Below are 25383 nucleotides of genomic sequence, written 5' to 3'. Positions count from 1 at the left end.
TAGACCTTCTCGGCGGGCGCGGCGACGCCGTACTCATATGTTTGAAATAATTACCTCATTACCCTTTCTGCCGTGCGACTCCATGACCTCGATCGCTGAGGGTCCTGCCAGGAGGCCGAAATGCACTCCTCAATCGTGTGGGCGGACCCGACAACAGTGCGGAGCGAGTGCCCCAGACCGAAGGCGACCTCGATCGGCTGTCCGTTCTCCGGGGGCGTGTGATGGCGGGAACCGAGGAAGGCACCCACCCGAGGCAGCCGCGCATTCCCGACCTGCACGAACGTCTGCGTGCCGAGTTGAGCCGCATCGACGAGCAGTTGCGGTCTCTGCTGGACGCCATGGACCGGGTCCAGGGCCTCCTGGACGCGGTGGTGTCCATCAGCCGGGAGGTGGAGCTGCCCGCGGTGCTGCACCGTATCGTGACCACCGCCATGGATCTGGTGGGTGCCCGCTACGGGGCACTGGGCGTACTCGACGAGTCCGGCGACCGTTTGAAGCGGTTCATCGCCGCCGGCCTGTCCGAACAGGAACGCGGCGATCTGGCCCCCGCTGGTTACCCCCGCGGTCTGGGGGTCCTCGGGCACCTGATTCGCCACCCGGAGCCCCTGCGTGTGGAGAGCATCCTCTCTCATCCGTCGTCCGCCGGGTTCCCGTCCGGTCACCCTCGTATGCGTACCCTCCTCGGCGTCGCGATCAGCGTCCGCGGCGAGATCTACGGGGACCTCTACCTCTCCGAGCGGCTTGACGGACAGCCTTTCGACGCTCACGACGAGAGCGTCGTCGTCGCCCTGGCCGGCGCGGCCGGGATCGCCATCGAGAACGTGCGCCTGTTCGAGCGGGTTCGGGTCGGAGCCGAGCAGTTCCAGCGGCTTCTGTTGCCGACACTTCCCGACCTGCGGCCTTTCACCGCGGCCGCCATCTACCGGCCCGCCGCCGAGCCCAGTCAGCTCGGCGGAGACTGGTACGACGCCATTCCGCTGCCCGGCAACGTCGTGGCGATCGTCATCGGTGACGTGGTCGGTCACGATCTGCGGGCCGCGGCCTCCATGGCCTCCACCCGCAACATGCTGCGCGCCCTGTTGTTCGAAGGGGGTAGCGCGCCAGGTGCCGTCCTCACCCAGCTCGACCGCACACTGCAAGCCATCACAAGCAATCTCGTCACCACCACGACGCTGGCGCGTATCGAACCGGCCGGACCGGGCTGGCGCCTCCACTGGAGTAGCGCGGGCCACGTCCCGCCCCTGCTGATCGTCCCTGGGCGCCGTGCGGAATCCCTGTTCGCCGAGCCGGGGCTGCCGCTCGGGGTCGACACCGAACAACCCCGCCCCGATCACTCCCGATATGTGCCCCCCGGCTCCACCGTCGTCTTCTTCACGGACGGGCTGATCGAAGATCCTGCCCGATCCATCGACGAGAGCCTCGACGAGCTCACCGATCTCGCCACCGAGTACACCGCCCTGCCCCTGGCCGGATTCGTTCAGGCGCTGGCCGATCACCACCCCAGTGACGGTCACGACGACATGGCCGTCCTCGCCGTGCGCACCCCGCCCGCCTGATCGCGAATCTGCGCCGAACGCCCGGCTCAACGATGCCGTGGAGAATCCGAGGCAAGCGGCGGATGATGGATCACGGAGCGATGTCGAAGCGGAGGCCGCCCCCATGACTGTCGCCCGGCGAGAACGGATCCGGCGCGGCACTGTGGCCGTCCTGGAGATCTGTGTCGTGGCCGCGGTCTACTACGGCGCGGCCAAGCTGGGACTGCTCCAGCAGCTGGTGCGCGGCCAGGTGACGCCGCTGTGGCCGCCGACCGGCATCGCGGTGGCGAGCCTGCTCCTGCGCGGCCCGCGGGTCTGGCCCGGGATCGCGCTCGGTGCGCTGCTGGTCAACGTCTCCCTCGGCCCGTCACTTCCCGCCGTGCTCGCCATCATGGCGGGAAACACCCTCGCACCCGTCTGCTCGTACGCACTGCTCCGTCATGCGGGGTTCCGCATCGAACTGTCCCGCCTGCGGGATGTGCTCGCACTGATCTTTCTCGGAGCGTTCACGGGGATGCTGGTCAGCGCGACGATCGGCAGCGGGACCCTGGCCCTGGCCGGAGTGGTGGGCGCGGGCGGCTTCTGGCCGACGTGGTCGGTCTGGTGGACCGGCGACGCGATGGGCGTCCTGGTGGTGACGCCGGTCCTGCTCGTTCTGCGCTCGGCACGCTGGCCCAAGGAGGCTCCGCCGTCCCGTTGGGCGGAGGGTTTCCTGCTCCTGGCTGCCACCGCGAGCGTCGGACTCCTCGGGACCAGTAACGCGCCCCTCATGTTCCTGGGCTTCCCGCTGCTGATCTGGGCAGCCTTCCGCTTCCAGTTGGCTGGGGCGACACCCTGCGCGCTGGCCGTGTGCACCTTCACGATCGTCGCCGCCGCCCGGGGGGCCGGCCCGTTCGCCGGTCACGATCTGCTCACCAACATGATCACCCTCCAGGCTTTCAACGGTTCCTCGGCGCTGACCGCCCTGCTCGTTGCGGCGGCCGTCAGCGAGCGCAACCAGGCCCAGAAGGAGATCTCGAGAGCCTGCGCGTATCTCGCCGAGATGGTGGCCAAGATCTCCGCGGGCGGCTTTTCGCCGATGCTCCCCGTCGGCCTCGGCGAAAAGGACGGCGACGAAAAGGACGGCGGCGAAAGGAACGGAGTCGGCGAAGAGGACAAGAACGAAGAGCGCGGCGGCCGAACCGACAGAACGGTGTGATCGGCCTGGCTCACCGCGGGACGGTGATCCACCCGTCCTTCGCACGGTGCGCCGTGCCATCGCGCCGGAGGGACATCTGGGGGAGCGGGAAAAGGCGGCCCGCACGGCTCGCCGGAGAGCTGAGCGGACCACTCCGCGGGGCGCGGGAAAGGGGCGCGTGTGTCTCCGTCTGACTCGGTGCCGACGCTTGAAGGCTGTCCTTCTGGCTCGGTGCCGACGCTTGAAGGGTGTCCTTTTCCACGCGGGCGTTGACCTGGAGTTCTGGCCGACGCTGTGGGCTAGGCGTGATCGTCGGTTGTGGCCTCGGCGACGGCTCTACATGATCTTCTGTCGGATACTCGGCCAGCTCACCTGTACAACTTCTTCGTGATGGAGGTCGGCACCAGAACCGTCCACGTCCTCGGCGTCACCACGCATCCCACCGGCGACTGGGTCACCCAGCGGGCCCGCACCCCTCTCCTCCAACTCGAGGACCGCGCCCACCCGTTCCACTTCCTGATCAGTGATCGCGACGCCAAGAACTCCGTCAGCGCGATGCGCTACACGTCCTCAACGGTGTCCGGCCGCTCGCCAGTGCGGCGGGCGCGGGCGAGATCGGCCGCGCCGAGGGCCAGCAGCCGCTCGCGGTCGTGCCGCTGGTGGGGCTGGTCGCTGTTGAGGGCGGTCAGCACCTGCCGCCACCGGCCCGTCATCGGTGCCGGGCACCGGCCGAGGGCGTTCAGGACGGCTTCAGGTTGGGGCTGTCACGGTCAGGAACCCTGATCCACCAGGTGTCCGCGCGCGCTGAGGAATGGATGCGACCGGTCCCGTCGGCCACGGACCTTGAAGAGGCGACGGGACGAACTCGAGTGATAGGCAGCGCAGGCGAAAGCGTCGCGTTCCCTCCGGGCGGGCGGCTTTCCTGTCGGTAGAAGCAGATGCCGCCGCCGCATCATCCGGTGGGTCGCATACGGCTCTCTCGCGCTATCTGCGCCAAGGGTCCAGAGGTAGCGCCAACGGCACGGTCGGGTGGACTCTCCTCGCTTGCGCATGAGATGCGGCGCCGGAAGCAACACATGAATTGTTCCCCCCACTCGATGATGCGCTCCGGGAGCGCGGCGTCGATGCACCAACCAGGAGTAATGACCATGGCGAAGTCAAAAGCGCTGACCGAGTTCGAGGTCGCCGACACCGCCCCCTACGTGATGAAGAAGTTGCCAGAGGTCACACTCGCGTTCTGGATCATGAAGATCGCCGCGACGACCCTCGGCGAGACGGCCGGTGACCTGTTCTCCCAGACCCTCGGACTCGGCTACTTCCTGACCACGATCGCGCTGTTCCTGATCTTCGTGGCCACACTGGTCGTGCAGCTCAAATCCAATCGGTACAACCCGTTCTTCTACTGGACCGTCATCCTGTCCACCAGCATGGCGGGCACCACGATGTCGGACTTCATGAACCGTGACGCCAGCACCAAGTTCCTTTCCGGCGGGGCCACTTCACTGGGCTGGGGCCCACAGGGACTGGGGTTGGGATACCCGGTCGGAGTCACAATCTTGATCTCGATCCTGATCGCGATCTTCGCCGTCTGGAAGTTCACCGGCATGACCTTCGTCATCCGGGACATCACCACGTTCCGCGGCGAGGCGCTCTTCTGGACAGCGATCCTCGTGTCAAACACGCTCGGGACGTCCATGGGTGACTTCCTGTCCGACAGTTCCGGGCTCGGGTACCTGGGCGGTGCACTCCTCGTCTCCGGACTGCTCGGGGTGCTCCTCGTCCTCATGCGTGTCCCTGCTGTGCCGAACGTCCTGCTGTTCTGGATCGCCTTCGTCCTCACCCGGCCGCTCGGCGCCACCGGGGGTGACTTCCTCACCAAGCCCATCGCCAAGGGCGGCCTGGACCTGGGCACCATGGGCGCATCCGCAGCGCTCCTCGCAATCCTGATCAGCCTCATGGGCTGGGCCCACGCACAGGAGCGCAAGCCCGCCCTATCGGGCCGCTAAGAGGAAGCCGTTCAGATCCGGCCGCGTCGAGATCACAACATCTGCGTCCGTGTCGGCGAGCCAGGCCGTGATGCGTTCTTCATGCAGGTGTCTCCCGTGGGGGAATGCCCGTGCGAGGGGCGTGGCGGTCTCAGCAGCGCGGCGACGTGCCCGTGCTTCCTGGCCCACCGGGTGTGCCGGGCGCGGTTGCCCAGTTCGCGGGTGGCTTGCAGACCGCTGATGCGCGCGTCGTACGTGTCCGCGCTCTCGCCCATGTCGTAGGCATCGGCCGTGGCCAGGCCGCTCGGCCCATCCGGTGCCGTCTGGCCGGGTCGTCGATGAGCCCGTGCAGAGCGGTCGCGAGTGTGTCGCGGTCTCCATGAGGTACGAGGAGGCCGTCCTCTCGCCGTCGGTGATGATGTCGGCGGGTCCCCGCGGGCAGTCGGTGCCGACGACGCGTACAACGCAGTGCATCGCACAGCCCTGGCGCCCGGTGCACCGTCAGCGTTCCAGCCGGGTGAGGGGGGACGCTCCGCATCGAGTCGTGACGAAGACAGGGTGCTCGCCCACGTCCCGGACGAACACCCTGCCCATGAGCCGCCGCACAACGGCTGTCGTGGCCAACGGCCTTGGCAGCAGGATCCTGAACGCGGTGCCGGGACCGGTTCGTCGCGTCAGGCCGTGAGCTCGCCCTCCGCGTCGGGTTCGGTGACGTCCTTGCGCGTCACGGCGAGGTACACCACGAGCGCCAGAATGACGGCGAGGAACAGCACGCTGGTCACCACCGTGCCCAGTCCCAGGCCGCCGTCCCCGGTCGCCTGAGAGAGGTAGTCGCCGATCGAGGCGCCGAGGGGCCGGGTGAGGATGTACGCGATCCAAAAGGCCCAGACCGCGTCGAGACCGAGCGCGAAGTGAGCGATGGCGACCGCGGCGATGGCCAGGCCGAACAGGACGGCGGCGAGCCAGTAGCCGAGGTTCATGCGCTCGGAGACCAAGTCGCCGGCTGCGGTACCCAGGGCGAAAGTGAACAGCACGGCGAGCCAGTAGAAGGACTCGCGGGGCGTGGTGTCGATGCTGTGGATGGAAAGCGTGCGCTCGCGGCGGTACCAGATCACGAAGACGACCGCGAGGGCGACGGCGAACACAGCGGTGCTCGTCTCCAGCGGCACACCCATGTTGTCGGTGAGGTTGTCGCTGATGAGTGTGCCGACGACGCTGATCAGAGCCACGGCCAGCCAGTACACACCGGCCTTGTACGCCCGCGTACGGAACTGCACCACCAGCACCCCGGCGAGCAGCAGGCTCATGAGCACCGAGACGCCGGTCAGGCCGAGGCCCGCCTTCTCGTTCAGCAGGTCGGCCGCGGTCTCACCGACGGTGGTGCACAGCACCTTGATGATCCAGAAGTAGACGGTGACCTCGGGCACCTTGTTCCAGCGCATCCGGTGCCTTGTCGGCCCGTCCGCCTCGGGGGTCGCTGATGTCTCAGACGTTTCGTAGGTCATGGCCGACGACGGTGCCACCGCAAACCTGAACGCATCCTGACTGCCGCGCGGCTCCGCTCGCGCCCCACGACCCGGCGTACCAACATGATGTCGTGCACAAGTACATGCCTGGCGTGAACACGACCGAAGTCCCTCCCGGCACCCGCGCCGCGTGGAAGAAGGCACCCGTGTCCACCCCACCGACCCGCCCATCAGGGACGGAGCGCGCAACGAACTGGTTACGCCACCGGCTCGGCTGTGCGGTCGTGCTCGCCTACGCCGCGGCCCTCTTCCTGCCGGGCCCCGGAGTGTGGCTCCGGCACACCCACCCGCTCCCCCTCGTACCGGGCGGACCCTCGTGGTCCACCTCACAGATCCTGCTCGCGCTGGTCCTCTTCTCCGCCGGTCTCCAGGTGCCCGTACGCGCGCTCGGCGCCTTGTTCCGGCGGCCGCTCGCCCTGCTCGCCGGGCTCGTGCTGCACCTGGCGATTCCGCTGCTGGCCATCCCGGCGGTCGCGTTCCTGCTCCACCGCACATCCGATACCGATGGCGGCAGCGGCCTGATCACCGCGATGATCCTCATCGTGGCCATGCCCGTCGCCGCCGGAGCCACGGTCTGGACCGGCAAGGCCGAGGGCGATCAGTCGACGATGGTGGGCCTCGTCCTCGCCTCGACGCTCCTCAGCCCCCTGACCATCCCGCTCGTCATCCGTGCCCTGCAGCCACTGCTCAGCGGCGAGTACGCCACCACGCTCGCCCGTGCCGGACACACCGCCCAAGGTGGATTCGCCTTGGTCGGGGTGGTCGGTCCGTGTGCGGCCGGGATCGTGCTCCGTCTCGTACTCCCCGCGCCATGGCTGAAGGGGGGACTCTGCACCGTCGTGCCGCTCGCCCTCACCGGTTCGGTCCTGCTGACCTACGTCAATGCCAGCGGCGCGCTCGGCAGCTTCCTCACGCACCCGAGACCGCTGCTGCTGGCCGCCGCGCTCACCGTGGCCACGCTCGTCTGCCTGCTGTCCTTCGCCGTCGGCCACGGCGCCGCGCGCCTGTTGGGACTCGACGCCCCCGCGGCGTCGTCCCTCACCCTGGCCTGCGGAATGAACAACAGCAGCGCGAGCGCGGTCCTGCTCACCACCACCCTGCCTGACAAGCCACACCTGCTCCTGCCCGTGCTGGCCTACGGGCTGCTGCAGAAGACCGCGGCGAGCCGCGTCGTGAGACGGCAGGTGCCACTGCCCAGCAGCGGCACCTGAACGGGTGAGGGCCGATACGGAATGCGGGAAGGGTTCGGTAGGGAGCTCTCAACTGGCTTTTGATGACGGCATGTTGGTCACACACCGGAGGCTCCCTGAGCGTGTCCTCCTCTCTGCTCCCGCTTTTGGGCCTTGCGAACCCCGCCGGGCCCGGCTTTCGCGGTCGCAGGCGCCTTGCCCTGGCGCCCCTGGCCTACGGCTCCTACTCGACAGTGCTGGCCATGCAGGCACCGTGACGAACTCGCGCGGCCGTTTGCCGCCGGCGAATCGGGCGGAAGCGATCCGAGGACGACCGCTCTTCATATCAACCGCCGAACGAGCGCGACCAGGGCTGAGCGTGCCGCGTTCAGGTTGCTTTCAGGGTCGCGCGCGGCTCGGGCAACATCTGCACCAGGAGCGCCAAAGCCCTGGCAAAAGGGTCTGGGAAACCGGCAGTCGACCGTGTCAGGGTGCGGGCCATGAGCGCAGAGCACGTCCTCGACCACCAGGGCGAACGTCCCGTCACCCACCCTCTTGTCCGCCGTACGGCGAACAAGGTGCCACACGTCACGGTCTACTTCTGGATCATCAAAGTGCTGACCACCGGCATGGGCGAGACGGCATCCGACTACCTGGCCAAGACCCTCGACCCGGTTGCGGCGGTTGCGCTCGGTGGGCTCGCCTTCACGGCGGCCCTGGCGCTCCAGTTCTCCGTGCGCCGGTATGTGGCGTGGATCTACTGGACCGGGATCGTCATGGTCAGCGTGTTCGGGACGATGGCCGCCGACGTGTTGCACGTCGTCCTCGGCGTTCCGTACACCCTCTCCACACCGTTCTTCATGATCGTGCTGGCCGCCGTTTTCGCCCTTTGGTACGCGAGAGAGCGGACCCTGTCCATCCACAGCATCCATACCCGCCGCCGGGAGTTCTTCTACTGGGCCGCTGTCCTCGCCACGTTCGCGCTGGGCACCGCGGCCGGCGACCTGACCGCGTCCCTCGGCCTGCGCTACCTCGGCTCCGCCGCCTTGTTCGCCGCCGCGATCTGCGTCCCCGCCCTCCTGCGTCGGTCCGACACCCTGGGCTCGGTGACGGCGTTCTGGATCGCGTACGTCATCACCCGCCCCCTGGGTGCCTCCCTCGCCGACTGGATGGCGCTCCCGCGCAGCCGCGGCGGACTCGCGATGGGCCTCGGCCCGGTCACCCTGTCCTGGACCGTGGCCATCCTCGGGTTCGTCGCCTACCTGGCCGTCTCGAAGCGGGATGTACAGATCGACTGACCTGGACCGGACGACATGGTCGTCCTGATGAACTGGGCTCGCTCCCGGCCTGAAGCCGACACAGAAGCTCGTGGACCAGGTCCTTCAGTAACTGCCCCACCTTGCCGAGGCCTTTCAGGCGGACTGAGCCTGCCCCATCGCGCTGAGCGCGCTCGGTGTCAGTCAAGTTCGAGCCGGTAGCCGTGCCCTCGCAGAGTGGTGATGCGCGGCACCTTGTACGGGGGCGACACCCGGTGGGGGTGCACCATCACGTCGGTCAGACGCCGGCGGAGCCCTGCCATGGTGACGTCGAGCGTCTTCGTCGAGCCGAACCAGTTCTCGTCCCACACTTCGGCCATCAGCGTCTCGCGGGACACGGCTTCGCCGACGTGCCGGGCAAGCACGGCGAGCAGCTCGAACTCCTTGGGACGCAGCTCGATTTCCTGGTCCTGCACGGTGCACCGCCGCGCGATCACGTCGATGACGACATCGCCTGCCCGGACCGGCTCCTCGGGAGGCGCCGCGATGGTCCGGCGTCGCAGATGGGCTCGCAGTCTGGCCAGCAGCACCGTCAGGCTGAAGGGTTTGACCAGGTAGTCGTCGGCTCCGGCGTCGAGCCCCGCGATGACGTCGATGTCGTCGGTACGCGCGGTGAGGATGAGGATCAGCAGGTCGGGAAAACGGGCGCGCAACTGGCGGGCGACGTCGAGACCGTCCATGTCGGGCAGACCGAGATCAAGGAGCAGCACGTCGTACGGGGACTGCGTGGCCTCGGTGAGCGCGCCCGCTCCGGTGCGGCTCCAGGCCGGCGCGTAGCCGTTGCTGCGCAGTCCGGAGTCCAAGTGGCGACCGATGGTGTCGTCGTCTTCGACGACAAGGATCCGGAATCGGGCGGGGGCGGGTGCAACGGGCCTGGGCATGAGGGGCAGCGTAGAGCGGGAGCGGGTGTTCACAGATCCCGGAGTTCCTCGACGGCGGGTCGGGCGGCCCGGCGTACCCCGTTCAGGGCCGCGGCCAAGATGGCGACCGTAGCCGCGAGCGCGGTCAGCACCAGATAGCTTCCTGGCACCGAGAGGGCTGCCGGTGGCGGGTCAAACACTCCGGTCAGGACCTTGACCAGCATCTCCGACAACGCCCAGCCGATGAGCCCGCCGCCGGCGAGGCCGCCTGCGGTCAGCAGGAGGGCTTCCGTGAGGACCATGCCGCGCAGTTGCCGTGGTGCGGCACCCAGCACGCTGGCAATGGCGAAGGTGCGCCGTCGTTCGGCGAGCCCGAGCGCGAGGACGAGTCCGCCTGCTCCGGCCGCGAGGAGTACCGCGAAGGCCAGCTCGATCCGGGTGAGGCCGGCCAGGTCCACGGAGGTCAGGCTGGTGCCCACGGTGCCGCGGGTCTGGGTCAGGTCGGTGACTGTGGCACTGGTGCCCAGCTGATGGCGCAGGCGCTCCGCGATCTGCTTCTGATGAGTGCCTGCGGTGTCCAGCAGGAACGCGCCGACCGCGTCGCTGCCGGTCGCCTTGGCGACGTATGAGGCGTTGGCGACGAAGAAGCTGTCCTTGGGCGCGGTCGGGAACTCCTTGGCGACGCCCACGTAGTGGAACGGCACCGTGCGCAGTGCCTTGGTGTGTGCGTCCTGGATCCGCAGGTTGACCGTGTCGCCGGGTGTGAGCTGGAAGTCGTGGACGGTCTCCGCACTCACCAGCAGTCCGTCGGGCTGGTGAGCCAGCCGCTTCATGAGTGTGGCAGCGCTGCCTCCGGCGAAGTACGCGTCCTGCAGTGAGGTGGCTGAGGCGACCGTGGCCGGGCGCACACCGTAGAGGTCCTGGAGGTCGGAGCCCACGTACGCGAACCGGTGCTGAATGGGCTCGACGTGACGAACTCCGGAGACCCGCAAGGCGCTCCCGGCGCTTGCCGGTGTCTGTGCCCCGGGCGGCTCGGTGACCGTGACGTCGGCTCCGTTGGTGAGCCGCGCGTCGACCTCGGCCTGCTGCTGGTAGGTCGCGTTGAAGGTCGCAGTCGACACCGCGAACGACACCGCGAGTGCGAGCAGCACCACTGAACGTGCCAGCGGACGCCGACGTCTGGAGAGGACTGCGGCCGTCGTCCCGCCCAGGCTGGACGCAAGCGGCCGCGACAACAGGGTCAGGATCGGGCGTCCGTGTGTGAGAGCCAGCAGCGTGAGCCGCCACACCAACAGAGCCGAGCCGATCCACAGCAGCGCAGGGCCGAGGAAGGCCCAGTAGGACACGGAGATGCTCGGCACTCCCTCAGGGGCGAGGACCAGCGCGTACTGGTTGCCGGACGAGGCCCGGAATATGAGCCAGGAGCCGATCAGCAGCACGAAGTCGAGCCCGTACCGCAGGACCCACGGGGAGCCCGTGCGGCGCTCGGTGCGGCGCGTGTCGGCAACGGTGACGGTGCGCAGATCGCGCAGCGCGGGGATGAGGACCGCCCCTGCGGCTACCGCGGCACCGAGTGCGAAGGCAAGGACGTACCAGGCGATCCACTGGCCGGTGCTCGTTCCGAAGGAGGCCGAGCCGAAGGCGATCCGGCCCGTCAGCGCCGCGGCGACGAGCCCCACGGCGCCCCCCGTGACGCCTACCATCGCGGCTTCCAGGCCGGACAGGGAGGCGATCCGCCGGGGCCGCAGTCCGCGCAGCCGCAGCAGGCCCTGCTCGCGGCGTCGCCGCTCCCCGCCCGCGGCGGCCACCGCGGCGGTGAGCGCGGCTGCCAGCACCGCGCCGGGGACGCCGAGGAAGAGGAAGAGGATCTGGGCGTACAGCGCGTCCTGGCGTGCGGAGTCGAGGGCGGCGCCGAGATTGTTCCCGACCACGGCTTGGCCCGAGGCGCGGGCCTCCACGTTGTGGGCGGCGCGGGTCACGCTGTTGAAGGCGGACGCAGGGTCGGTCGGCAGCTTGGCGTCACGTGCCGTGTGGATCTGGGTGGTGACGGCGGCACCTGACGCGTGTGCGGTCAAGGAGGAGAAAGTTGCGGTGGGGACCAGCAGCACGTTGTCCGGTGGCGCGGTGGGCTGGGTCTGGCTGGGGGCTCCGACCTTTTGGAACAGAGAGTCGGCCTGAGGGAGGTCGACGACTCCGGCGACACGGACCTGGTGCGTGCCCGTCCCGGGGAGCTGGACGCTGATCGTGTCGCCGGGAGCGACATGCAGGTTGGAAGCGGTCTGCTGGGCCAGCAGGACGCCGCTGGTGCTTCCCGTGAGCGGTCGGATCTCGCCCGGGAAAAGCTTCTGGTAGCCGTCGGGCAGGCCGAGCAACACGCCGGGCCCGGTGGTCTGCACGCTGCCTTGTGCTCGCGCGGCGTACGAGCTGCTGTGGGCGAATCCGACCGGCAGGGCCGATTGGACGCCGGGCGTCTTGCGCACCAGCGAGAGCACTGCGTTCGGGTCGGCTCCCTGTTGGACCTCGACCTGCCAGTCGACGGCGACCGACCGCACGGCGCGCTGTGTCATGGTGGCCTTCGACGCGGTGAGGAAGGACCCGAGCGATGCGACGAGCGCGACGGCCAGGGCGATTCCGGCGAGGGCCGCGAGAAGCCGTCCGGCGCGGTGCCGGGCCAGGCCGCCCGCCCATGCAGAGTTCATGACGCTTCCGCTTCCTTCGGTTCCGTGGCGCTTGCGGTGCTGTTGTGCAGACGGCCGTCGCGCATGGTCAGCCGGATGTCGAGACGAGCGGCGACGGCCGGGTCGTGCGTGGTGACCACGAGGGCCGCGCCGGTGCGGTCGGCCGCCGCGAGCAGGGCGTCCAGGACGAGGCCACCGGTGGCGTGGTCGAGCCGGCCGGTGGGCTCGTCGGCAAGGATCAGCCGGGGCGCCTGGGCGATCACCCGGGCGGCGGCGGCACGTTGGGCCTGGCCGCCGGAGATCTCCTCCGGCAACCGGTCGGCCAGGTCGGCCGCGTGGACGAGGGCGAGCGCGGCTACGGCCGCTTCCCGCGCGCGGGCGTCCGGCTCCCCCGCGAGGACGAGTGGCAGCGCGGTGTTTTCGGCGACGTCCAGGGCGGGGATCAGGCTGTCTCCCTGGAAGACGAGCCCGATGTCGCGCGGGCCGGCGAGAGCCGGCCACACGACGGTGCCGCTGGTGGGCTGCTCCAGCCCGGCCAGCAGGTGCAGCAGCGAGGACTTGCCCGACCCGGAGGGCCCGACCACCGCGAGCCTGTCCCCGGCTCGCACGTGCAGACTCGCGCCGTGGACGGCGACCACGGCGCCCGCGCCACGGCCGAAGGTGAGGGCGGCGTCCTCGCACGCGACCAGGACATCGCCTGGCGCCGCAAAGGGCCCGTCTGAGGGTGAGTCGGGCTCGTCCTGGGGCGTGCAGGGCTCGTTGGAGGACGGACCGGATGCCTCCTCGGCCCTGGCGCCCCGTTCAACTGCCGTCGAGGGCTTGCCGGGTGGCACCGCGCGCTCGGCCGAGGCCTGCGCGCCCTCGCGACGCGGCGGCACAGTCTGCCGGGGAGCGCTCACGAACTCGCGGGCGGGTGTTCCACGCTCGTCCCCTGTCATTGCGGGTTCACTCGACGGCGACCTGTCCTCATGGGCGTACATCACTGGCCTTTCCGTCATCCAGGGCGATCACCCGGTCGGCGACCCGTACCGCTTCTGCGCTGTGCGTGACGATCAGTACCGCGCAGCCCGCCGAGGCGCGGTCGCGCAGCATCTGGAGAATCACGCGTTCGGTGTCGCCGTCGAGCTCGCCGGTGGGTTCATCGGCGAGCAGGACGCCGGGCGAGTTGGCGAGCGCGACTGCCAGCCCGGCCCGCGCAAGCTCACCGCCGGAGAGCTGCCGTGGCAGCGCGTGCGAACGCTGCGCCAGCCCCACCTGTTCAAGCAGGTCCTGCGCGGGTACAGCCGGGTGACCGCGCACGGCACTGTGCGCGAGGCGCACGTTGTCGCGCACGCTGAGATGCGCGACAAGATTGCGGGTCTGCAGGAGCACGCCGATGTGGCGGGCCCGCAGCCGGGCCCGCTCCGTCTCAGGCCGGTGGCTGATGCGAACACCTCCGACGCGCACCTCGCCGCCCGAGGGCTCGTCGAGTCCGGCCAGGCAGGACAACAGGGTGGACTTGCCCGCCCCGGACGGGCCGACGACGGCGACTGTCTCGCCGCGCCCCACACGCAGGGACACGCCGCGCAGCGCGAGTGTCTCTTCCTCCCCCGATCGGAAGAAGCGGTACAACTCCCGTGCGGAGAGGGCACTTTCGGCTGCCTCGGTCTCCGGACCGGATGCGCATGCGGCACCGGCGGGACTCTGCGGATCGCTCAGCATCCCGCGCCTCACTTCCACGCGAAGGAGTCGCTGACGATGCGCCAGGGGTCCACGTTGTCGGCGTTGACCGGCCCGGACAGAGTGAGATCCACCTCTCGGCCGTGCTGATAGAACGCGTATCGCTCGAACGCGTCCCGCACGACCTTGCCGGTGACCGGGTCCGCCGCGGAGTCACCCCGGTACTTCAGCAGGACAACGGGCCCCGCCTTCCGCGCCGCCTGCATCACCTTGGGGTCGGCGAACCTGGCCACCTGATGTTGAAGTTGCGGGACGATCTTGGATGTGACAGAGGCAGCCGTGGGCGCGGACGAGGTGGTCGCGGCGGAGATCTGGACACGGTTCAGCTTGTCCGTGAAGGTCGTGGTGCCGCCCTTGTCTGTACGGGCCCACCCCTCCGGCACCTTCACCGTGAAGCCACCGCCGGACGCCTTGTAGGTGACGTAGGCCTGGTTGTCGGGGATGTCGCCGGGAGGGTTCGACTCGGTGGGGGCCGGAGCGGCGCCGCCACTGTGTGCGGCGGCTCCGGGCCCCGAGCCCGTCCCCGCGGTTCCGCCTGCGCCGGAACACCCGGCGGTCAGCGCCGCGGTGAGTACGAGCCCGACGACACCGATGTTCCGTACGCGTGCCATGCCCACTGCCCTCCTGAGTACCTGGCTGCTGACCGGACGGTCATGGAACCGACGCTACGAACCGGCCGGTTAACGCCCGGCCCGGCGATGGTTAGACGACGGCAAAAGCGCGTGGCGGGCTGCGTGCAACCCGGCGGACGGCCCGCATGATGTGGGCATGAGACAGCGCGTCGTGCGGGTGGCCGTCACCGCGGTGCTGGTCGCGCTGGTCCTCCTCGCGGTCCCGCTCGCCCTCGTTATCCGGTCATCCCTGTACGCCGACCAGCGAGACTCTCTCGAGCGGGCGGCCCTGGCGGCCGCGGTCCGTGTGAACCCCGACTACCGCAGCGGTGACCCGGCGGAGCTGCCGCCACCCGCGGCCGGCGAACGCCTCGGCTTGTACGACCCGCAGCTGACCCGGCACGCGGGCGATGGACCTGCCCACGGCGACGCTGCGGTCCGGCGGGCGCTTCGGGGACTGGTCGCGCATACGCAGACAGGCAGCGACCTCGTCGTCGCCGTACCCGTCCCGCACGACGAAACCGTCATCGGCGTCGTCCGGGCCTCCTCACCCGTGTCGACCGTCCGCAACCACGTGTTCCTCGGCTGGTCGGCCTTGCTCGGCGCGGCCGTGCTCGCCCTCACCGTCGCCGTCCTGGTCGCCCGCCGTCAGGCACGCGTGCTCGCCGCGCCACTCGAAGATCTGTCGCGGCACAGCCGAGCGGTCGTTGAAGGCGATCTGACGGCTCGCGCTGCCCCCAGCACCGTCCCCGAGATCGACCAGGTCGCCCGGACGCACAACGACATGCTGCACAGCCTCGCGGAACTCCTGCGTCACGAAAGAGACTTCACTGCCAACGCATCACACCAGTTGCGCACCCCGTTGACCGGCCTCCAGCTCACCCTTGAATCAGGCCTCGACCAGAGCGACGCCCAGCTGCGTCCCGTCCTGGAAGAGGCGCTGACGTCCGCACGGCGGCTACATCACACGGTCGAGGAGGTACTGCGCCTGGCGGGCTCGCCCGAACCGGCGCACCGGGCAGTGCCGGACCGATTGGTCACCCAGCTGCTGCAGGAGACCGAACAACGATGGCACGGCCTCTTCGCCCGGGACGGAAGACGTCTGGACTTCGCCGTCCAGGACGCCCCTGCCGACGTACGCGTCCCGGGTGGGCCCGTCGCGGAGATCCTCGGCGTCCTCCTGGACAACGCGCGCGCACATGGCCACGGCAGCGTCCGGGCCTCCGTCCGGGATCTCGACGACGCTCTTGCCTTCGACGTGTCCGACGAGGGCACTCTGGGCATCGAGCCGGCTCTCCTCTTCGACCGCGGACACACCGGTGCCGGCAACGGTGGCACGGGGATCGGCCTCGCACTCGCCCGCGATCTGGCCGCTTCTCTGGGCGGCCGAGTGGTCGTGTCGAGCGGCCGCCCCACGACCTTCACCCTCCTCATCCCCGTACACCGCGAGGACTCCGTCCAGTAGGCGCCCCGACCGTGCCGCACTGGCGGATGCGTTCCCACTCCGGCCGACAGAGTCAGTGCACGCGCTTGTCCGGCCGCCGGACGTCGGCTCAGTCTGCGTCGGGCCGGGCGAGGCCGTGGTCGCAGGCGAAGTTCACCGCCTGGATGCGGTCGCGGGCACCGATCTTGCGAGGACACGGCAGATGTGGGTCTTGCCGGTGGACTCGGGCAGGAGCCGCCCGGGACGAGCACTCCTCCGAGTAATCAGTTTCATCCAGCTCAAAGTAAGGGCAGCCTTCCCTCAGTGTCTACATTTACGTAGACTCTGCTGCGGGCGGGCATCCGCACCCGTGCCGTCGGCCTACACATGTGAATTGAGGCATCCTTGTCCGCCCGACCGCGTCTCCTTCTCCTCGACGCGGGCACAGGGGTAGCCGGCGCCGTCACCCTGCCGGGCTGCAGGCAGTGGGCGACGCGCGATGACGGCGCGCTCTCGGTGACCGTCTCGGATCGGGAGTGCACGGTCTCCCAGACCGAGTTTCGGCCGGGCACGTCACTCTGGACCTGGAGAACAAGGACTCCGAGGTGAACGAGGTGTACGCACTCTTCCTCGACGACCGGATCGCGGCAAAGCGCGAGAACATCGGCCCCGGCACCAGGGCCTCGCTGGTCACCGAACTCCAGCGCTTTCGTCGGCATGCTCTTGGGCGGAGCCGACGCGCTCACGCCGGAGCCGTGCAACTCTTCGTCCTCGTCGCCCTGATGGCCGTCCAGACCGTCTCACGGTCGCCCTCGGGCTGGTCGCCCGCTCCCGCCTCACCGCACCCCGCCGCGGCGCCCCCTTCACCACGGTGGGCACGGACTGCGTGGCACGCACGCCGCAGCACGCGCTCTGAAAGCCCCACGTCATGACAGGACGAGCAGCACCGCCTCAGCTCGCGCACAGCCTCCGCCGCCGTGGCCTTGCCCAACTGGGCCACCCAGCCGGGCCGTCCGGCCATCCATCGACCGGCCCATCCCGACCGATATCTGGAACCCCGGACCAGCCACGCTCCACGACCTCCGCCCTTGCCCTGGGAGGGAGATGATGTACGAGATCAGAAGGCCCAGCGCCGAATCGGTCGCCGCCACGGATTCACAGGCCGAGCAAGTAGTCGAATGGCTGGCCGCCCGCGAGGGCGTCGAACAGACACTGCGTGCACCCCTGGATGCGCTGCCGAGCGAACGGGACGAACGTCTTGCGCGGATGGCCGACATTCTCCAGGCCACCGCGCAGGGACTCGGCCCACAGGCGGCGGCCCTGTGGGCCGGCGTGCCCGAGCACCTCCTTCAGCAATGGCTTGCGAACGACCCGGACTTCACCTCCGCCGTCGAGGCCGCCTCAGCATTGGCCACGGCAAACGGACTTGAGCCCGGCGGGAAGAAGACTCCGGCGATGCTCCGTGTCGTGGTCCTGGCCCTGAGCCAAGGCGCGACATTTGAGGCCGCGGCCCGCGTGGCGGGGCTCAGCACCGCAAACTCCGGCTGCTTTGGAGAACGTCCCCTACCCTGGTCGCCCTGATAGAGGCGGCGCGGCGCTCGCGGCCCCGAAAACGGCAGAACTACGTCCCGTCGAGCTACCGGCCCCGAAAGCCGGGACTGAAATCTCCTACCACCAGATACCGTCTCATACAGCGTGATGACGCATAGACGTTGGCTGCGGCACGGCCGTCCACCAGAAGATTGCTCACCTCAACCGGACTGCCGCTACTGGTGAATGTCTTTGGTGTGGGCAATTGCCGGGGCGCCGCACCCGGCGTAGCGCCAGCCTCCCGAGTATGAACCAGATCCGGATCCACAGGTATCGAAGGCGGTTAGGTGTCGTGGCAGGCCATCAGGCAGACGGTGATGCCCGCAGTGAGCCCTTTCCAACCTCAGTCTGAGCTGGCCAGATGGAGGGTGAGGACGGCATGGACGGCGCGAGTACCGAGAGCGCGACGGTGTTTCCTCAGGCGGGCGGCGAGGAAGCGGAGGGCAGAGCTGGAGGCTTCGACGCCGGATGGGTAGACAAGCATGCGAAGCCTCTGGTGGAGACGGTTCTCTGGGTCGAAACCCATCTACCAGAGGCTTCATCCGTCTGTCAGGCCAACTGCCCGGTCGGCATGCGAGGTTGGCAAGGGCTCAAAAGCGCCAACGGGGCGCCTGGCCTCAACTTCACTGCGGAGAACCGGGCTACCTCCTCCGATGAGTTTCGGTCACGGGAGCGGTCCACTTTCGAAACGACTCCGAGGAGTGATCCGAGTGGACCTGTACAGCGTCATGTGCGTGAGTGACCGGATCAAGGCACTGAAGTGGTTCGAGGTGTTCTTCGGGCGCCCAGCGGACGAGATCATCGGCGAGGAGTACCTGTGGCGGGTCGGTGAGAACGCGTGGGTCGTCGTGGACGATCGAGATGTGCGCGCCGAGCGAGTAGGGGGAGCCATGATCACGCTCGGCGTGCACGACCTCGACGACATCCTGGCCCGCCTCGCCGCACACGGGATCGACCACGAACCGGTCGAGACCTACAGCAGCGGCGTACGCCACGTCGTCGTGCTGGATCCCGACGGGAACAGCCTCTCGCTCGCCGAGGCACCCACCCGGTGAACCTCTTTCAACCTGCGCGGTGCTGGATCACACTCCATCTGACCTGCCCGAATTGAGGCTGGAAATCGCTCAGTGTCCCGCGCCGTACTGACGGCCAGTGCCTGGCGGGAAGCACAAGTAGGTACTGCGCCGTGTGTCACGACAGAGGCCGCGCTGCGCCCGGTGGGTCACCAAGTTCCTTTGACCAGAAGGTCTGTGACGATCCATCAAGGGCATTGCCGGTCGCGGCCCGAGTGCGTCGTCGTCCGCTACACGGCCCAGAGTGCCTCGCTGGTGAAGCCGGGTTCGGAGCGGCCGTGCATGGGCTGATTCACCCGTCTTCAGGTTGACGAGTTGCTGTGTGTCCCCTGACGGCAGTCGCCCTGAAGGAGTCGGCGCTGATGTCGATCTGGGTTCCGTGGGCCACGCCCCAGGCTCCCGCGCGCCGGCCGGTCTCATCCGGTGAGCAGCAGTCGGACGGTGGGACCGCTGTCGGTGATGTGTCCTGCGTCGAGCAGGTGGACGGTGTCGGTGTAGCGGGCGACCAGATGCCGTTCGTGGGATACCACGACCAGGGTCATCCGGTGTTCCGTGCGCAGGCGGGTGAGGAGGTCCATGATGCCGGTGGCGGTGTCGGCATCGAGGGCGGAGGTGACTTCGTCGCAGAGCAGGATGTCGGGGTCGGCGGCAAGGGCGCGGGCGATGGAGACGCGCTGGCGCTGTCCGCCGGACAGTTCGCCGGGATAGCGGTCGGCGTAGTCGGCGGGGAGATCGACCTGGGCGAGGAGTGCGGCGACACGGTCGGGGTGGACGCTCCTGGGCAGGTCTGCGTGCAGGCGCAGGGGCCGGGTCAACTGCTGGCCGACGGTGTGCCGGGGGTTGAGAGCGGCGAGGGGGTTTTGGGGAATGAGTTGGATGCGGCGCTGCTGTTCCCGGGTGCGGCGTTGTACGCGTGCGGCGAGTGGGCGGTCGTCGAGGCTGAGGTGCCCGGTGTGGCTGGAGTGAAGTCCGGCCAGGACGCGCAGCAGGGTGGTCTTGCCGGATCCGGAGGGGCCGATGATGGCGGTGGCCGAGCCGGGTGCTGCGGTGAATGCCACACCTGCCAGGACCGCGCGCCGGTGACGGCCGTCGCGGAAGAAGGCGTCGATCGCCTGTGCGGCGATGCCGTCGCCGGCGGGAACGTCGGGTGGGGTGGATGGGTCGGGGGCTGCGCGCGGTGCGAGTGCCGTCTTGGGGCTGAGCCGGATGGTGTGGTCGGCGCACGTCTCGACGAGGTGCGGGTCGTGGGTCGCGATGACGACGGCGAGGTTCCGGCTGGCGGCGAGGTGGCGCAGCAGGTGGGCGATCTCGTCACGTACTGCGGCGTCGAGTCCGGCGGTGGGCTCGTCCAGCAGAAGAATTTTCGGGGTGCGAGCCAGGGCACGGGCGAGGGCAACACGTCGTTGCTGGCCGCCGGACAGAGCGGTGGGCCTGCGGTCGGCAATCCCGGTGCCGGCGGGCAGGCGGCATTCGGCCAGCAGCTCAAGCACGTTCCCCTGGGCCGGGTCTGTGGCGAGTTCGGCGACCAGGCGACGCACGGTCATGCGGGGGTTGAGGGCGGAGCCGGGGTCTTGGCCGACGTAGGCGACAGCTGTGCGGCGCAGGGTGCGCAGTTCTTCGGCCGGCAACTGGTGCGGGGTGCGGCCGAGGACGTCGATGCCACCGGTGACGGCGGCGCCTGGGGGAAGGTGGCCGATGAGCGCGCGCAGCAGAGTGGTCTTCCCGGATCCGGAGGCGCCCATGAGGGCGGTGACCCGACCGGCGTGGATCCGTGCGCTGGTTTCGGGCAGGAGGACGGGGCCCTCGGGCAGGCGTACTTCAAGGCCGGTGACGGTGACGAGGGGGGCCTCGGTCGCGCCATGGGGGGTGGGTGCGCTGGGGCGGACAGGGGCGAGGTCGCTCATGAGCGGGTCACCGCCTTCGCTGTGGTGTCGGGGGCCAGGGAGAGAGTCACCAGGTTGACGGTGATGGCCAGAACCGCGATGGCCAGACTGGGGGAGACAACGGCCCAGGGGTTGAGGAGGATGCCGGAGGCGTTCTCACGGACCATCAGCGACCAGTCGGACGCGGGTGGTTGGGGTCCGATCTGGAGGAACCCGGCCATCGAGATGACGTAGACGGCTTCGACGAACCTGAGTCCGAACAGGGTCACGATCGTGGCGCGCAGGTTGGGCAGGATCTCACGCAGGGCGATATAGACGGTGGAGTCCCCGCGGCCGAGCGCCGCTTCGACATAACCGGCCGTGGCGACCGGGGACGCGGCAGCAGCGACGACCCGGACCGCGTACGGCACACCGAGGATGACGGCGGCGGCGATCACGGCCCAGCGTCCGCCGTCGGGCCAGGCGAGCGCGATCAGCATGATGCCCAGCAGAGGCGGCAAGAGGATCGCGACGTCCGCGCTGCGTTCGACGGCGCGGCCGAGGGCGGGCCGCAGCACGGCGATGCAGCCGATCACCGTGGCGGCCAGGGTGACGGCGACGGCGACCAGCAGGGCGCCTGCGACCAGAAGGGTGCCACCGGACAGGAGACGGCTGAGCACGTCACGGCCGAGCTGGTCCCCGCCCAACGGGGCATCGCCCCCGGGAGAGGCGAAGGGTGCGGTGACGGGCGTGTCGATCGGGTGCGGGGCCATCAGGGACCCGGCGAGGGTCAGCAGCAGTGGCAGGGCCGCGACCAGCACCAGTGCGGTGGTCTTCGCCCGGCGGGAGGGCCGGGGTTCGGCCAGGGGCAGGGCGGCGGTCATGCGCGATCTCCCAGGACGGCGTGGCGGATGAGGTCAGCGGCCAGCAGGACGAGGCTGACGACGGCACCGGCACAGACGACGACCCCGGCGATCAGCGGGGTATCCCGAGCGGCGACCGCTCCGGCCAGGACGGTGCCGATCCCCGGGTAGTTGAACAGGGTCTCGACCACGACCGCGCCGCCGAACAGCAGGCCGGTGGAGGTGGCCATGCCGGTGGCGATCGCGGGGACAGCTCCGGGCAGTTGGTGGTGCAGCAGGACCCGGTGCAGGGGCAGGCCGTCGAGGTGCGCGGCTTCCACGTGCGGGGCCGATGCCTGGTCGGCCAGAGCTCCGCGCACGACGCGCGTGTTCCACCCGGTCTGCGGGATGACCAGGGCGAGGACCGGCATGATCAGCATGGTCCAGCTCGCGGGTTTTCCGTCGCCGCCGGTCACCGTGACGGCGGGCAGCCAGCCCGTCCACAGGGACAGCACCAGCAGCAGCACGGCCGAGACCACGAACTCGGGTACCGCGAACGCCGCCGTCGAGGTGTGCCCGATGATCCGGTCCGTGAGCCGGCCGGGGCGGGCGGCGGCCCAGAGGCCGAGCAGCAGTGACAGCACGACCGTGATCACGAACGCGGTCACCGCGAGGACGAGGGTGTTGGGCAGGGGGTCGGCGAGCAGCTCGGTGACTTTCTGCCCGCGGGCGGAGGTGCCGAGGTCTCCGGTGGGGAGCGCGGTCATCCAGTTGGCGAACCGTTCCCACAGCGGCTGGTCCAGGCCCAGCAGGTGACGGCGGGCGGCGATGCCGGCCGCGCTCTCCCCGCGCTCGGCCGCGGCACTGGCCGCGTCTCCCGGCAGCACCTCAACTGCCGCGAAGACAACGGCCAGCAGCACGATGAGCATCAGGATGCGGCGTCCGGCCGTCCCTGCGATCCGCAGCCCCATGTGTGCGGCCAGGCGTAGGGCGGTGCCCGCCCCCCGGGTGGGGGCGGGCACCGGGCCGGTCTTGGCAGTCCGGCTCAACGCAGCCACACGCCTTCGAGTTGGACGCGTCCGTATCCGGCGAGCTTGGGCAGGTTCTGCACCTTGGCGGCGGCCAGGTCGATGCCGTCGGCCATGCCCCACAGCAGGTAGCCGGAGCGGTCGTACTCGATCTGCTGGAGATTCTTCAGCGCGACCGCGCGTTGCTTGGCATCGGCGGTGCCGATCACCTTGCGGTAGGCGGCATCGAAGCCAGGATCGCTCCAGCCCGACTCGTTCTGCCCGGCCTTGCTGACCATGGTCTTGGAGGCGAAGAAGATCACCGAGTCGTTGGTGCCCCAGTAGGTGGTGTAGAAGTCGCCGGTCTTCCAGGTCTTGTTCCAGAACGCGCCGGACTCCTGCTTGACGACCTTGATCTTGATCCCGGCCTCGCGGGCCTGGTTGGCGAACAAGGTGGCGGAGTCGGCGAGCCCGGAGATGTCCTCGGTGGTGACCAGCTCGTAGGTCTTCGAGAGGTCGAAGCCCGCATCCTTCAGCAGCTGTTTGGCCTTGGCCAGGTCCCTCTTGCGCTGCGGGATGCTCTTGGCGTAGGCGGGATCGCCGGTGCCGAGGATGTCGTTGGCGACGGTGCCGTACCCGGACAGGACCTGCTTGACCATCGCCTCGCGGTTCACGACCAGACGCATCGCCTCACGTACCCGCTCGTCCGCGAAAGGGCTGCCCTTGGCGGTGCGCATCACGATCGGCATCGCCATGTCGTCCGGGCGGCGCAGCACCTGGATTTCCTTGCGGGACTCGGCGGTGCGTGCGGCCACGGCACCGGCGTTGGAAGCGAGGTCGATCTGCCCGGCCAGCAGGGCATTCGCCATGGCCTGCGGGGTCTCGAACATGGTGACCTCGATGGCATCGAGGTGCACGGCGGGGCCGTACCACTTGTCGTTCTTCACCAGGCGGGCGTTGCCGCCGCGGAACCAGTCCAGCTTGAACGGTCCGGTCCCCGGCGCCTTGGCGATCTCGGATTCCTTGGTGTTCTTCTTCATCACGAACGTCGTGAAACGGGTCAGGACCGGCAGTTCGGCGTTGGCGTAGTCGGAGACCAGGACGACCGTGTCGGTGCCCTCGGCACTGATGTTCTTCGCCTGGATGCCGGGCAGACGGGCCTCACCCGAGGGGGTGTTGCGCAGTCGCTTCAGCGACCACACCACGTCCTCGGTGGTCACCGGCGTACCGTCGTGGAACGCCGCGCCCTTGGCTATCTTGAACTTCCAGGTCTTCAGATCGGCTGACGACTCCCACGAAGTAGCCAGGCGCGGCATCGTGTTGGTCTTGCCGCCGGGGACCGTGAGGGTGTCGAAGACGAGGGCGAGGATGAGGTAGTCGCTCTCGTTGGCCTGAGTGCCGTGCGGGTCGCGGGTGATCGCGCTCGCGCGGCCCAGTGCCCCCACTCGCAGAGTTCCACCGGCACGGGGCTTTCCGGCTGCGGCCCCAGAGGCTTCGGCGCCCTTGGAATTCTCACTTCCGCCACTGCAGGCTGCAAGAATCCCGGCCGCTCCGATGCCGGTGCCGGCCCACAGCAGCTGTCGTCTGGTGACGCCCACGTCTGGTCCTCGTCTCACGTTCGCACTTGGTCGTTCTTAGGGTTACCTAACCTGATCCAGCCAGACTCCGCAAGCCACCCCACGCCGCGCCAGTGACTGCCGACGCAATCCCTTCGATCACCAACACGCCTGCTCTGTAGCGTTTTTGACTGTCCATCAGGTGCACGCGAAGCCTCCGAAAGCGGGACTACTTTGATGTAGTCAATCACACCGGTTAGGGTTGCCTTACCTCAGCAGCGTTGTTACGTTCCTGGTGTCCGGCGGCGCCCCGAGCCGCGCAGCGCCCGACTATTTCGCGTTCCTTTCCCCCGCCGTCGAGCCGGTGCGGCGATGCCGCATGCCCGCGCTTCGATTTGTCCTGCCCCGGAAGGTGCCACCGTGCCCCCCTGCCCTGCCCCGGTACGCCCTCTCGACGTCACCGCCGCAGCCGAACTGACCACCACCGCAGCCAAGCTGCTCGCCGACCACGGCTCCGCCACCTCGCCTGAACTCCTCGCCGCCCTCCCCGAGGCGTGCGCCGGGCTCGCAGACAAGGTCCGCCACGCCCTTCGGCCCGTGGACACCGCCGACGGACTGTTCGTCCTGCGTGGCCTGCACCCCGACGACATGGAACTCGGCCCCACCCCCAGCCACTGGTCGACCGTCGGCGACGCCGGCGCACTGTGGGACGTCGTCCTGCTGCTCGTCTCCACGCTGATGGGCACCCCCATCGCCTGGGACGGACAACAGGACGGCCGGTTCGTCCACAACATCGTGCCCTCAGCCGGACACGAGAGTGAGCAGACCGGCGCCTCAAGCTCCGTCCTGCTCACCCCGCACACCGAGGACGCCTTCCACCCCGGCCGCGCCCACCTGCTCCTGCTGTGCTGCATGCGCAACCACGACGACATCGCCACCACCGCGGCCAGCATCCGGCGCACCTCCCTGTCCGACGAGGAGGTCGAACAGCTGAAGCGGCCGGTCGCACCGATCCTGCCCGACGACGCATACGAGCAGGCCCAGCAGTTCGCGGGCCGACCCGCACCGGTCCCAACCCTCTTCGACACCCCCGCGGGCTTGACCATGCGCTACGACCCCGCCTACACCCCGCTCGACGAGGCGGACGACGAATGGCGCGAGGCGTACGGACGCCTGGGGGACGAACTGGCCCGCGCCTCGGTCGCGGTGAGCCTTGAGCCGGGCGACGTCCTGGTCGTGGACAACGACATCGTCGTCCACGGCCGCGTCCCGTTCAAGGCGCGCTACGACGGCACCGACCGCTGGCTCAAGCGCGCCTCCGTCCGCGTCGAGGGCCGTCCGACCCGCCCACAGGCCGAACACGACGAGCACGGCTACGGACAGGCCGCCCTGACCGCCTGGACCCTCTGACCAGCTTGCTCCACCCGCCACGCCATCACTTCGAAAGGGCTTCT

General features: G+C 69.2%; 20 protein-coding genes and 2 pseudogenes. 9 read left to right on the top strand and 13 right to left on the bottom strand.

Features of this window, described 5'->3' with window-relative positions; all coding sequences use genetic code 11:
* Nucleotides 1-221: 221 nt before the first annotated feature.
* Nucleotides 222-1556 carry a PP2C family protein-serine/threonine phosphatase gene (locus ACIPWY_RS39160; RefSeq protein ID WP_393706176.1) on the top strand — a complete coding sequence of 445 codons (1335 nt, stop codon included), beginning with the start codon at nucleotides 222-224 and terminating at the stop codon, nucleotides 1554-1556.
* A 103-nt stretch (nucleotides 1557-1659) separates the two neighbouring features.
* Nucleotides 1660-2733, top strand: coding sequence for an MASE1 domain-containing protein (locus ACIPWY_RS39155; RefSeq protein ID WP_393706175.1), 1074 nt, complete (start codon nucleotides 1660-1662; stop codon nucleotides 2731-2733).
* 539 nt (nucleotides 2734-3272) lie between these two features.
* On the opposite strand, the gene ACIPWY_RS39150 is transcribed toward ACIPWY_RS39155, so the two are convergent.
* A complete protein-coding gene (locus tag ACIPWY_RS39150) occupies nucleotides 3273-3425 on the bottom strand; it encodes a hypothetical protein (RefSeq protein ID WP_362909628.1) in 153 nt (50 codons plus the stop codon).
* Nucleotides 3426-3860: 435 nt separating this feature from the next.
* Here ACIPWY_RS39150 and ACIPWY_RS39145 point away from each other — a divergent pair, with 435 nt between their 5' ends.
* A complete protein-coding gene (locus ACIPWY_RS39145; protein ID WP_362909559.1) occupies nucleotides 3861-4718 on the top strand; it encodes a hypothetical protein in 858 nt (285 codons plus the stop codon).
* Nucleotides 4719-5371: 653 nt separating this feature from the next.
* Here the strand turns inward: ACIPWY_RS39145 and ACIPWY_RS39140 are convergent.
* Nucleotides 5372-6202 carry a hypothetical protein gene (locus ACIPWY_RS39140; protein ID WP_362909557.1) on the bottom strand — a complete coding sequence of 277 codons (831 nt, stop codon included), beginning with the start codon at nucleotides 6200-6202 and terminating at the stop codon, nucleotides 5372-5374.
* 167 nt (nucleotides 6203-6369) lie between these two features.
* On the opposite strand from ACIPWY_RS39140, the gene ACIPWY_RS39135 reads away from it, so the two are divergent.
* Nucleotides 6370-7434, top strand: coding sequence for a sodium-dependent transporter (locus ACIPWY_RS39135; RefSeq protein WP_362909624.1), 1065 nt, complete (start codon nucleotides 6370-6372; stop codon nucleotides 7432-7434).
* A 458-nt stretch (nucleotides 7435-7892) separates the two neighbouring features.
* Complete coding sequence (locus ACIPWY_RS39130; RefSeq protein ID WP_362909555.1) at nucleotides 7893-8690, top strand: hypothetical protein; 798 nt, start codon at nucleotides 7893-7895, stop codon at nucleotides 8688-8690.
* Between the two features lie 158 nt (nucleotides 8691-8848).
* Here the strand turns inward: ACIPWY_RS39130 and ACIPWY_RS39125 are convergent, their stop codons facing one another.
* The 5 genes from ACIPWY_RS39125 to ACIPWY_RS39105 all read right to left on the bottom strand — a co-directional run bounded on the left by ACIPWY_RS39125 (nucleotide 8849) and on the right by ACIPWY_RS39105 (nucleotide 14576).
* On the bottom strand, nucleotides 8849-9589 hold the full coding sequence (locus ACIPWY_RS39125) for a response regulator transcription factor (RefSeq protein ID WP_362909553.1): 741 nt from the start codon (nucleotides 9587-9589) through the stop codon (nucleotides 8849-8851).
* Nucleotides 9590-9618: 29 nt separating this feature from the next.
* Nucleotides 9619-12267, bottom strand: a complete 2649-nt coding sequence (locus tag ACIPWY_RS39120; RefSeq protein ID WP_393706174.1) for an FtsX-like permease family protein — start codon at nucleotides 12265-12267, stop codon at nucleotides 9619-9621.
* Nucleotides 12264-12935: an ATP-binding cassette domain-containing protein gene (locus tag ACIPWY_RS39115; RefSeq protein ID WP_362909622.1), complete on the bottom strand. Its 672-nt coding sequence runs from the start codon at nucleotides 12933-12935 to the stop codon at nucleotides 12264-12266. Before ACIPWY_RS39115 ends, ACIPWY_RS39120 begins: the two co-directional genes overlap by 4 nt.
* 277 nt (nucleotides 12936-13212) lie before the next feature.
* Nucleotides 13213-13806, bottom strand: a complete 594-nt coding sequence (locus ACIPWY_RS39110; RefSeq protein ID WP_393706173.1) for an ABC transporter ATP-binding protein — start codon at nucleotides 13804-13806, stop codon at nucleotides 13213-13215.
* A 149-nt stretch (nucleotides 13807-13955) separates the two neighbouring features.
* Nucleotides 13956-14576 carry a hypothetical protein gene (locus ACIPWY_RS39105; protein ID WP_362909547.1) on the bottom strand — a complete coding sequence of 207 codons (621 nt, stop codon included), beginning with the start codon at nucleotides 14574-14576 and terminating at the stop codon, nucleotides 13956-13958.
* A gap of 157 nt (nucleotides 14577-14733) precedes the next feature.
* Between ACIPWY_RS39105 and ACIPWY_RS39100 the strand changes: the two genes are divergently transcribed.
* Nucleotides 14734-16041, top strand: coding sequence for a sensor histidine kinase (locus ACIPWY_RS39100; protein WP_393706172.1), 1308 nt, complete (start codon nucleotides 14734-14736; stop codon nucleotides 16039-16041).
* A gap of 88 nt (nucleotides 16042-16129) precedes the next feature.
* On the opposite strand, the pseudogene ACIPWY_RS39095 reads toward ACIPWY_RS39100, so the two are convergent.
* A pseudogene (locus tag ACIPWY_RS39095) lies at nucleotides 16130-16254 on the bottom strand (DNA-binding response regulator); the annotation flags it as partial.
* An 849-nt stretch (nucleotides 16255-17103) separates the two neighbouring features.
* On the opposite strand from ACIPWY_RS39095, the gene ACIPWY_RS39090 reads away from it, so the two are divergent.
* Nucleotides 17104-17580, top strand: coding sequence for a hypothetical protein (locus ACIPWY_RS39090; protein ID WP_362909543.1), 477 nt, complete (start codon nucleotides 17104-17106; stop codon nucleotides 17578-17580).
* Nucleotides 17581-17977: 397 nt separating this feature from the next.
* Here the strand turns inward: ACIPWY_RS39090 and ACIPWY_RS39085 are convergent.
* A pseudogene (locus ACIPWY_RS39085) lies at nucleotides 17978-18073 on the bottom strand (IS5/IS1182 family transposase); the annotation flags it as partial.
* Between the two features lie 226 nt (nucleotides 18074-18299).
* On the opposite strand from ACIPWY_RS39085, the gene ACIPWY_RS39080 reads away from it, so the two are divergent.
* A complete protein-coding gene (locus ACIPWY_RS39080; protein ID WP_362909541.1) occupies nucleotides 18300-18644 on the top strand; it encodes a VOC family protein in 345 nt (114 codons plus the stop codon).
* A 434-nt stretch (nucleotides 18645-19078) separates the two neighbouring features.
* Here ACIPWY_RS39080 and ACIPWY_RS39075 read toward each other — a convergent pair whose 3' ends face one another.
* The 4 genes from ACIPWY_RS39075 to ACIPWY_RS39060 are packed head-to-tail and all read right to left on the bottom strand — an operon-like array spanning nucleotide 19079 to nucleotide 23971.
* Nucleotides 19079-20566: an ATP-binding cassette domain-containing protein gene (locus ACIPWY_RS39075; protein WP_362909539.1), complete on the bottom strand. Its 1488-nt coding sequence runs from the start codon at nucleotides 20564-20566 to the stop codon at nucleotides 19079-19081.
* Nucleotides 20563-21408: an ABC transporter permease subunit gene (locus ACIPWY_RS39070; protein ID WP_362909537.1), complete on the bottom strand. Its 846-nt coding sequence runs from the start codon at nucleotides 21406-21408 to the stop codon at nucleotides 20563-20565. The genes ACIPWY_RS39075 and ACIPWY_RS39070 overlap by 4 nt, the downstream gene beginning before the upstream one ends.
* Entirely contained in the window at nucleotides 21405-22424 is a 1020-nt protein-coding gene (locus tag ACIPWY_RS39065; RefSeq protein ID WP_401536954.1) for an ABC transporter permease, read from the bottom strand. Before ACIPWY_RS39065 ends, ACIPWY_RS39070 begins: the two co-directional genes overlap by 4 nt.
* Nucleotides 22412-23971 (bottom strand): ABC transporter substrate-binding protein, encoded by a 1560-nt coding sequence (locus ACIPWY_RS39060; protein ID WP_362909533.1) that lies wholly within the window; start codon nucleotides 23969-23971, stop codon nucleotides 22412-22414. Before ACIPWY_RS39060 ends, ACIPWY_RS39065 begins: the two co-directional genes overlap by 13 nt.
* Before the next feature lie 378 nt (nucleotides 23972-24349).
* Here ACIPWY_RS39060 and ACIPWY_RS39055 point away from each other — a divergent pair, with 378 nt between their 5' ends.
* Nucleotides 24350-25339: a TauD/TfdA family dioxygenase gene (locus tag ACIPWY_RS39055; protein ID WP_362909531.1), complete on the top strand. Its 990-nt coding sequence runs from the start codon at nucleotides 24350-24352 to the stop codon at nucleotides 25337-25339.
* Nucleotides 25340-25383: the final 44 nt, after the last annotated feature.

The organism is Streptomyces sp. NPDC090032 (assembly GCF_044748025.1).
Classification (GTDB): domain Bacteria; phylum Actinomycetota; class Actinomycetes; order Streptomycetales; family Streptomycetaceae; genus Streptomyces.
The sequence above is the reverse complement of the archived record's forward strand: the minus strand, read 5'-3'. Positions and strand labels throughout refer to the sequence as shown.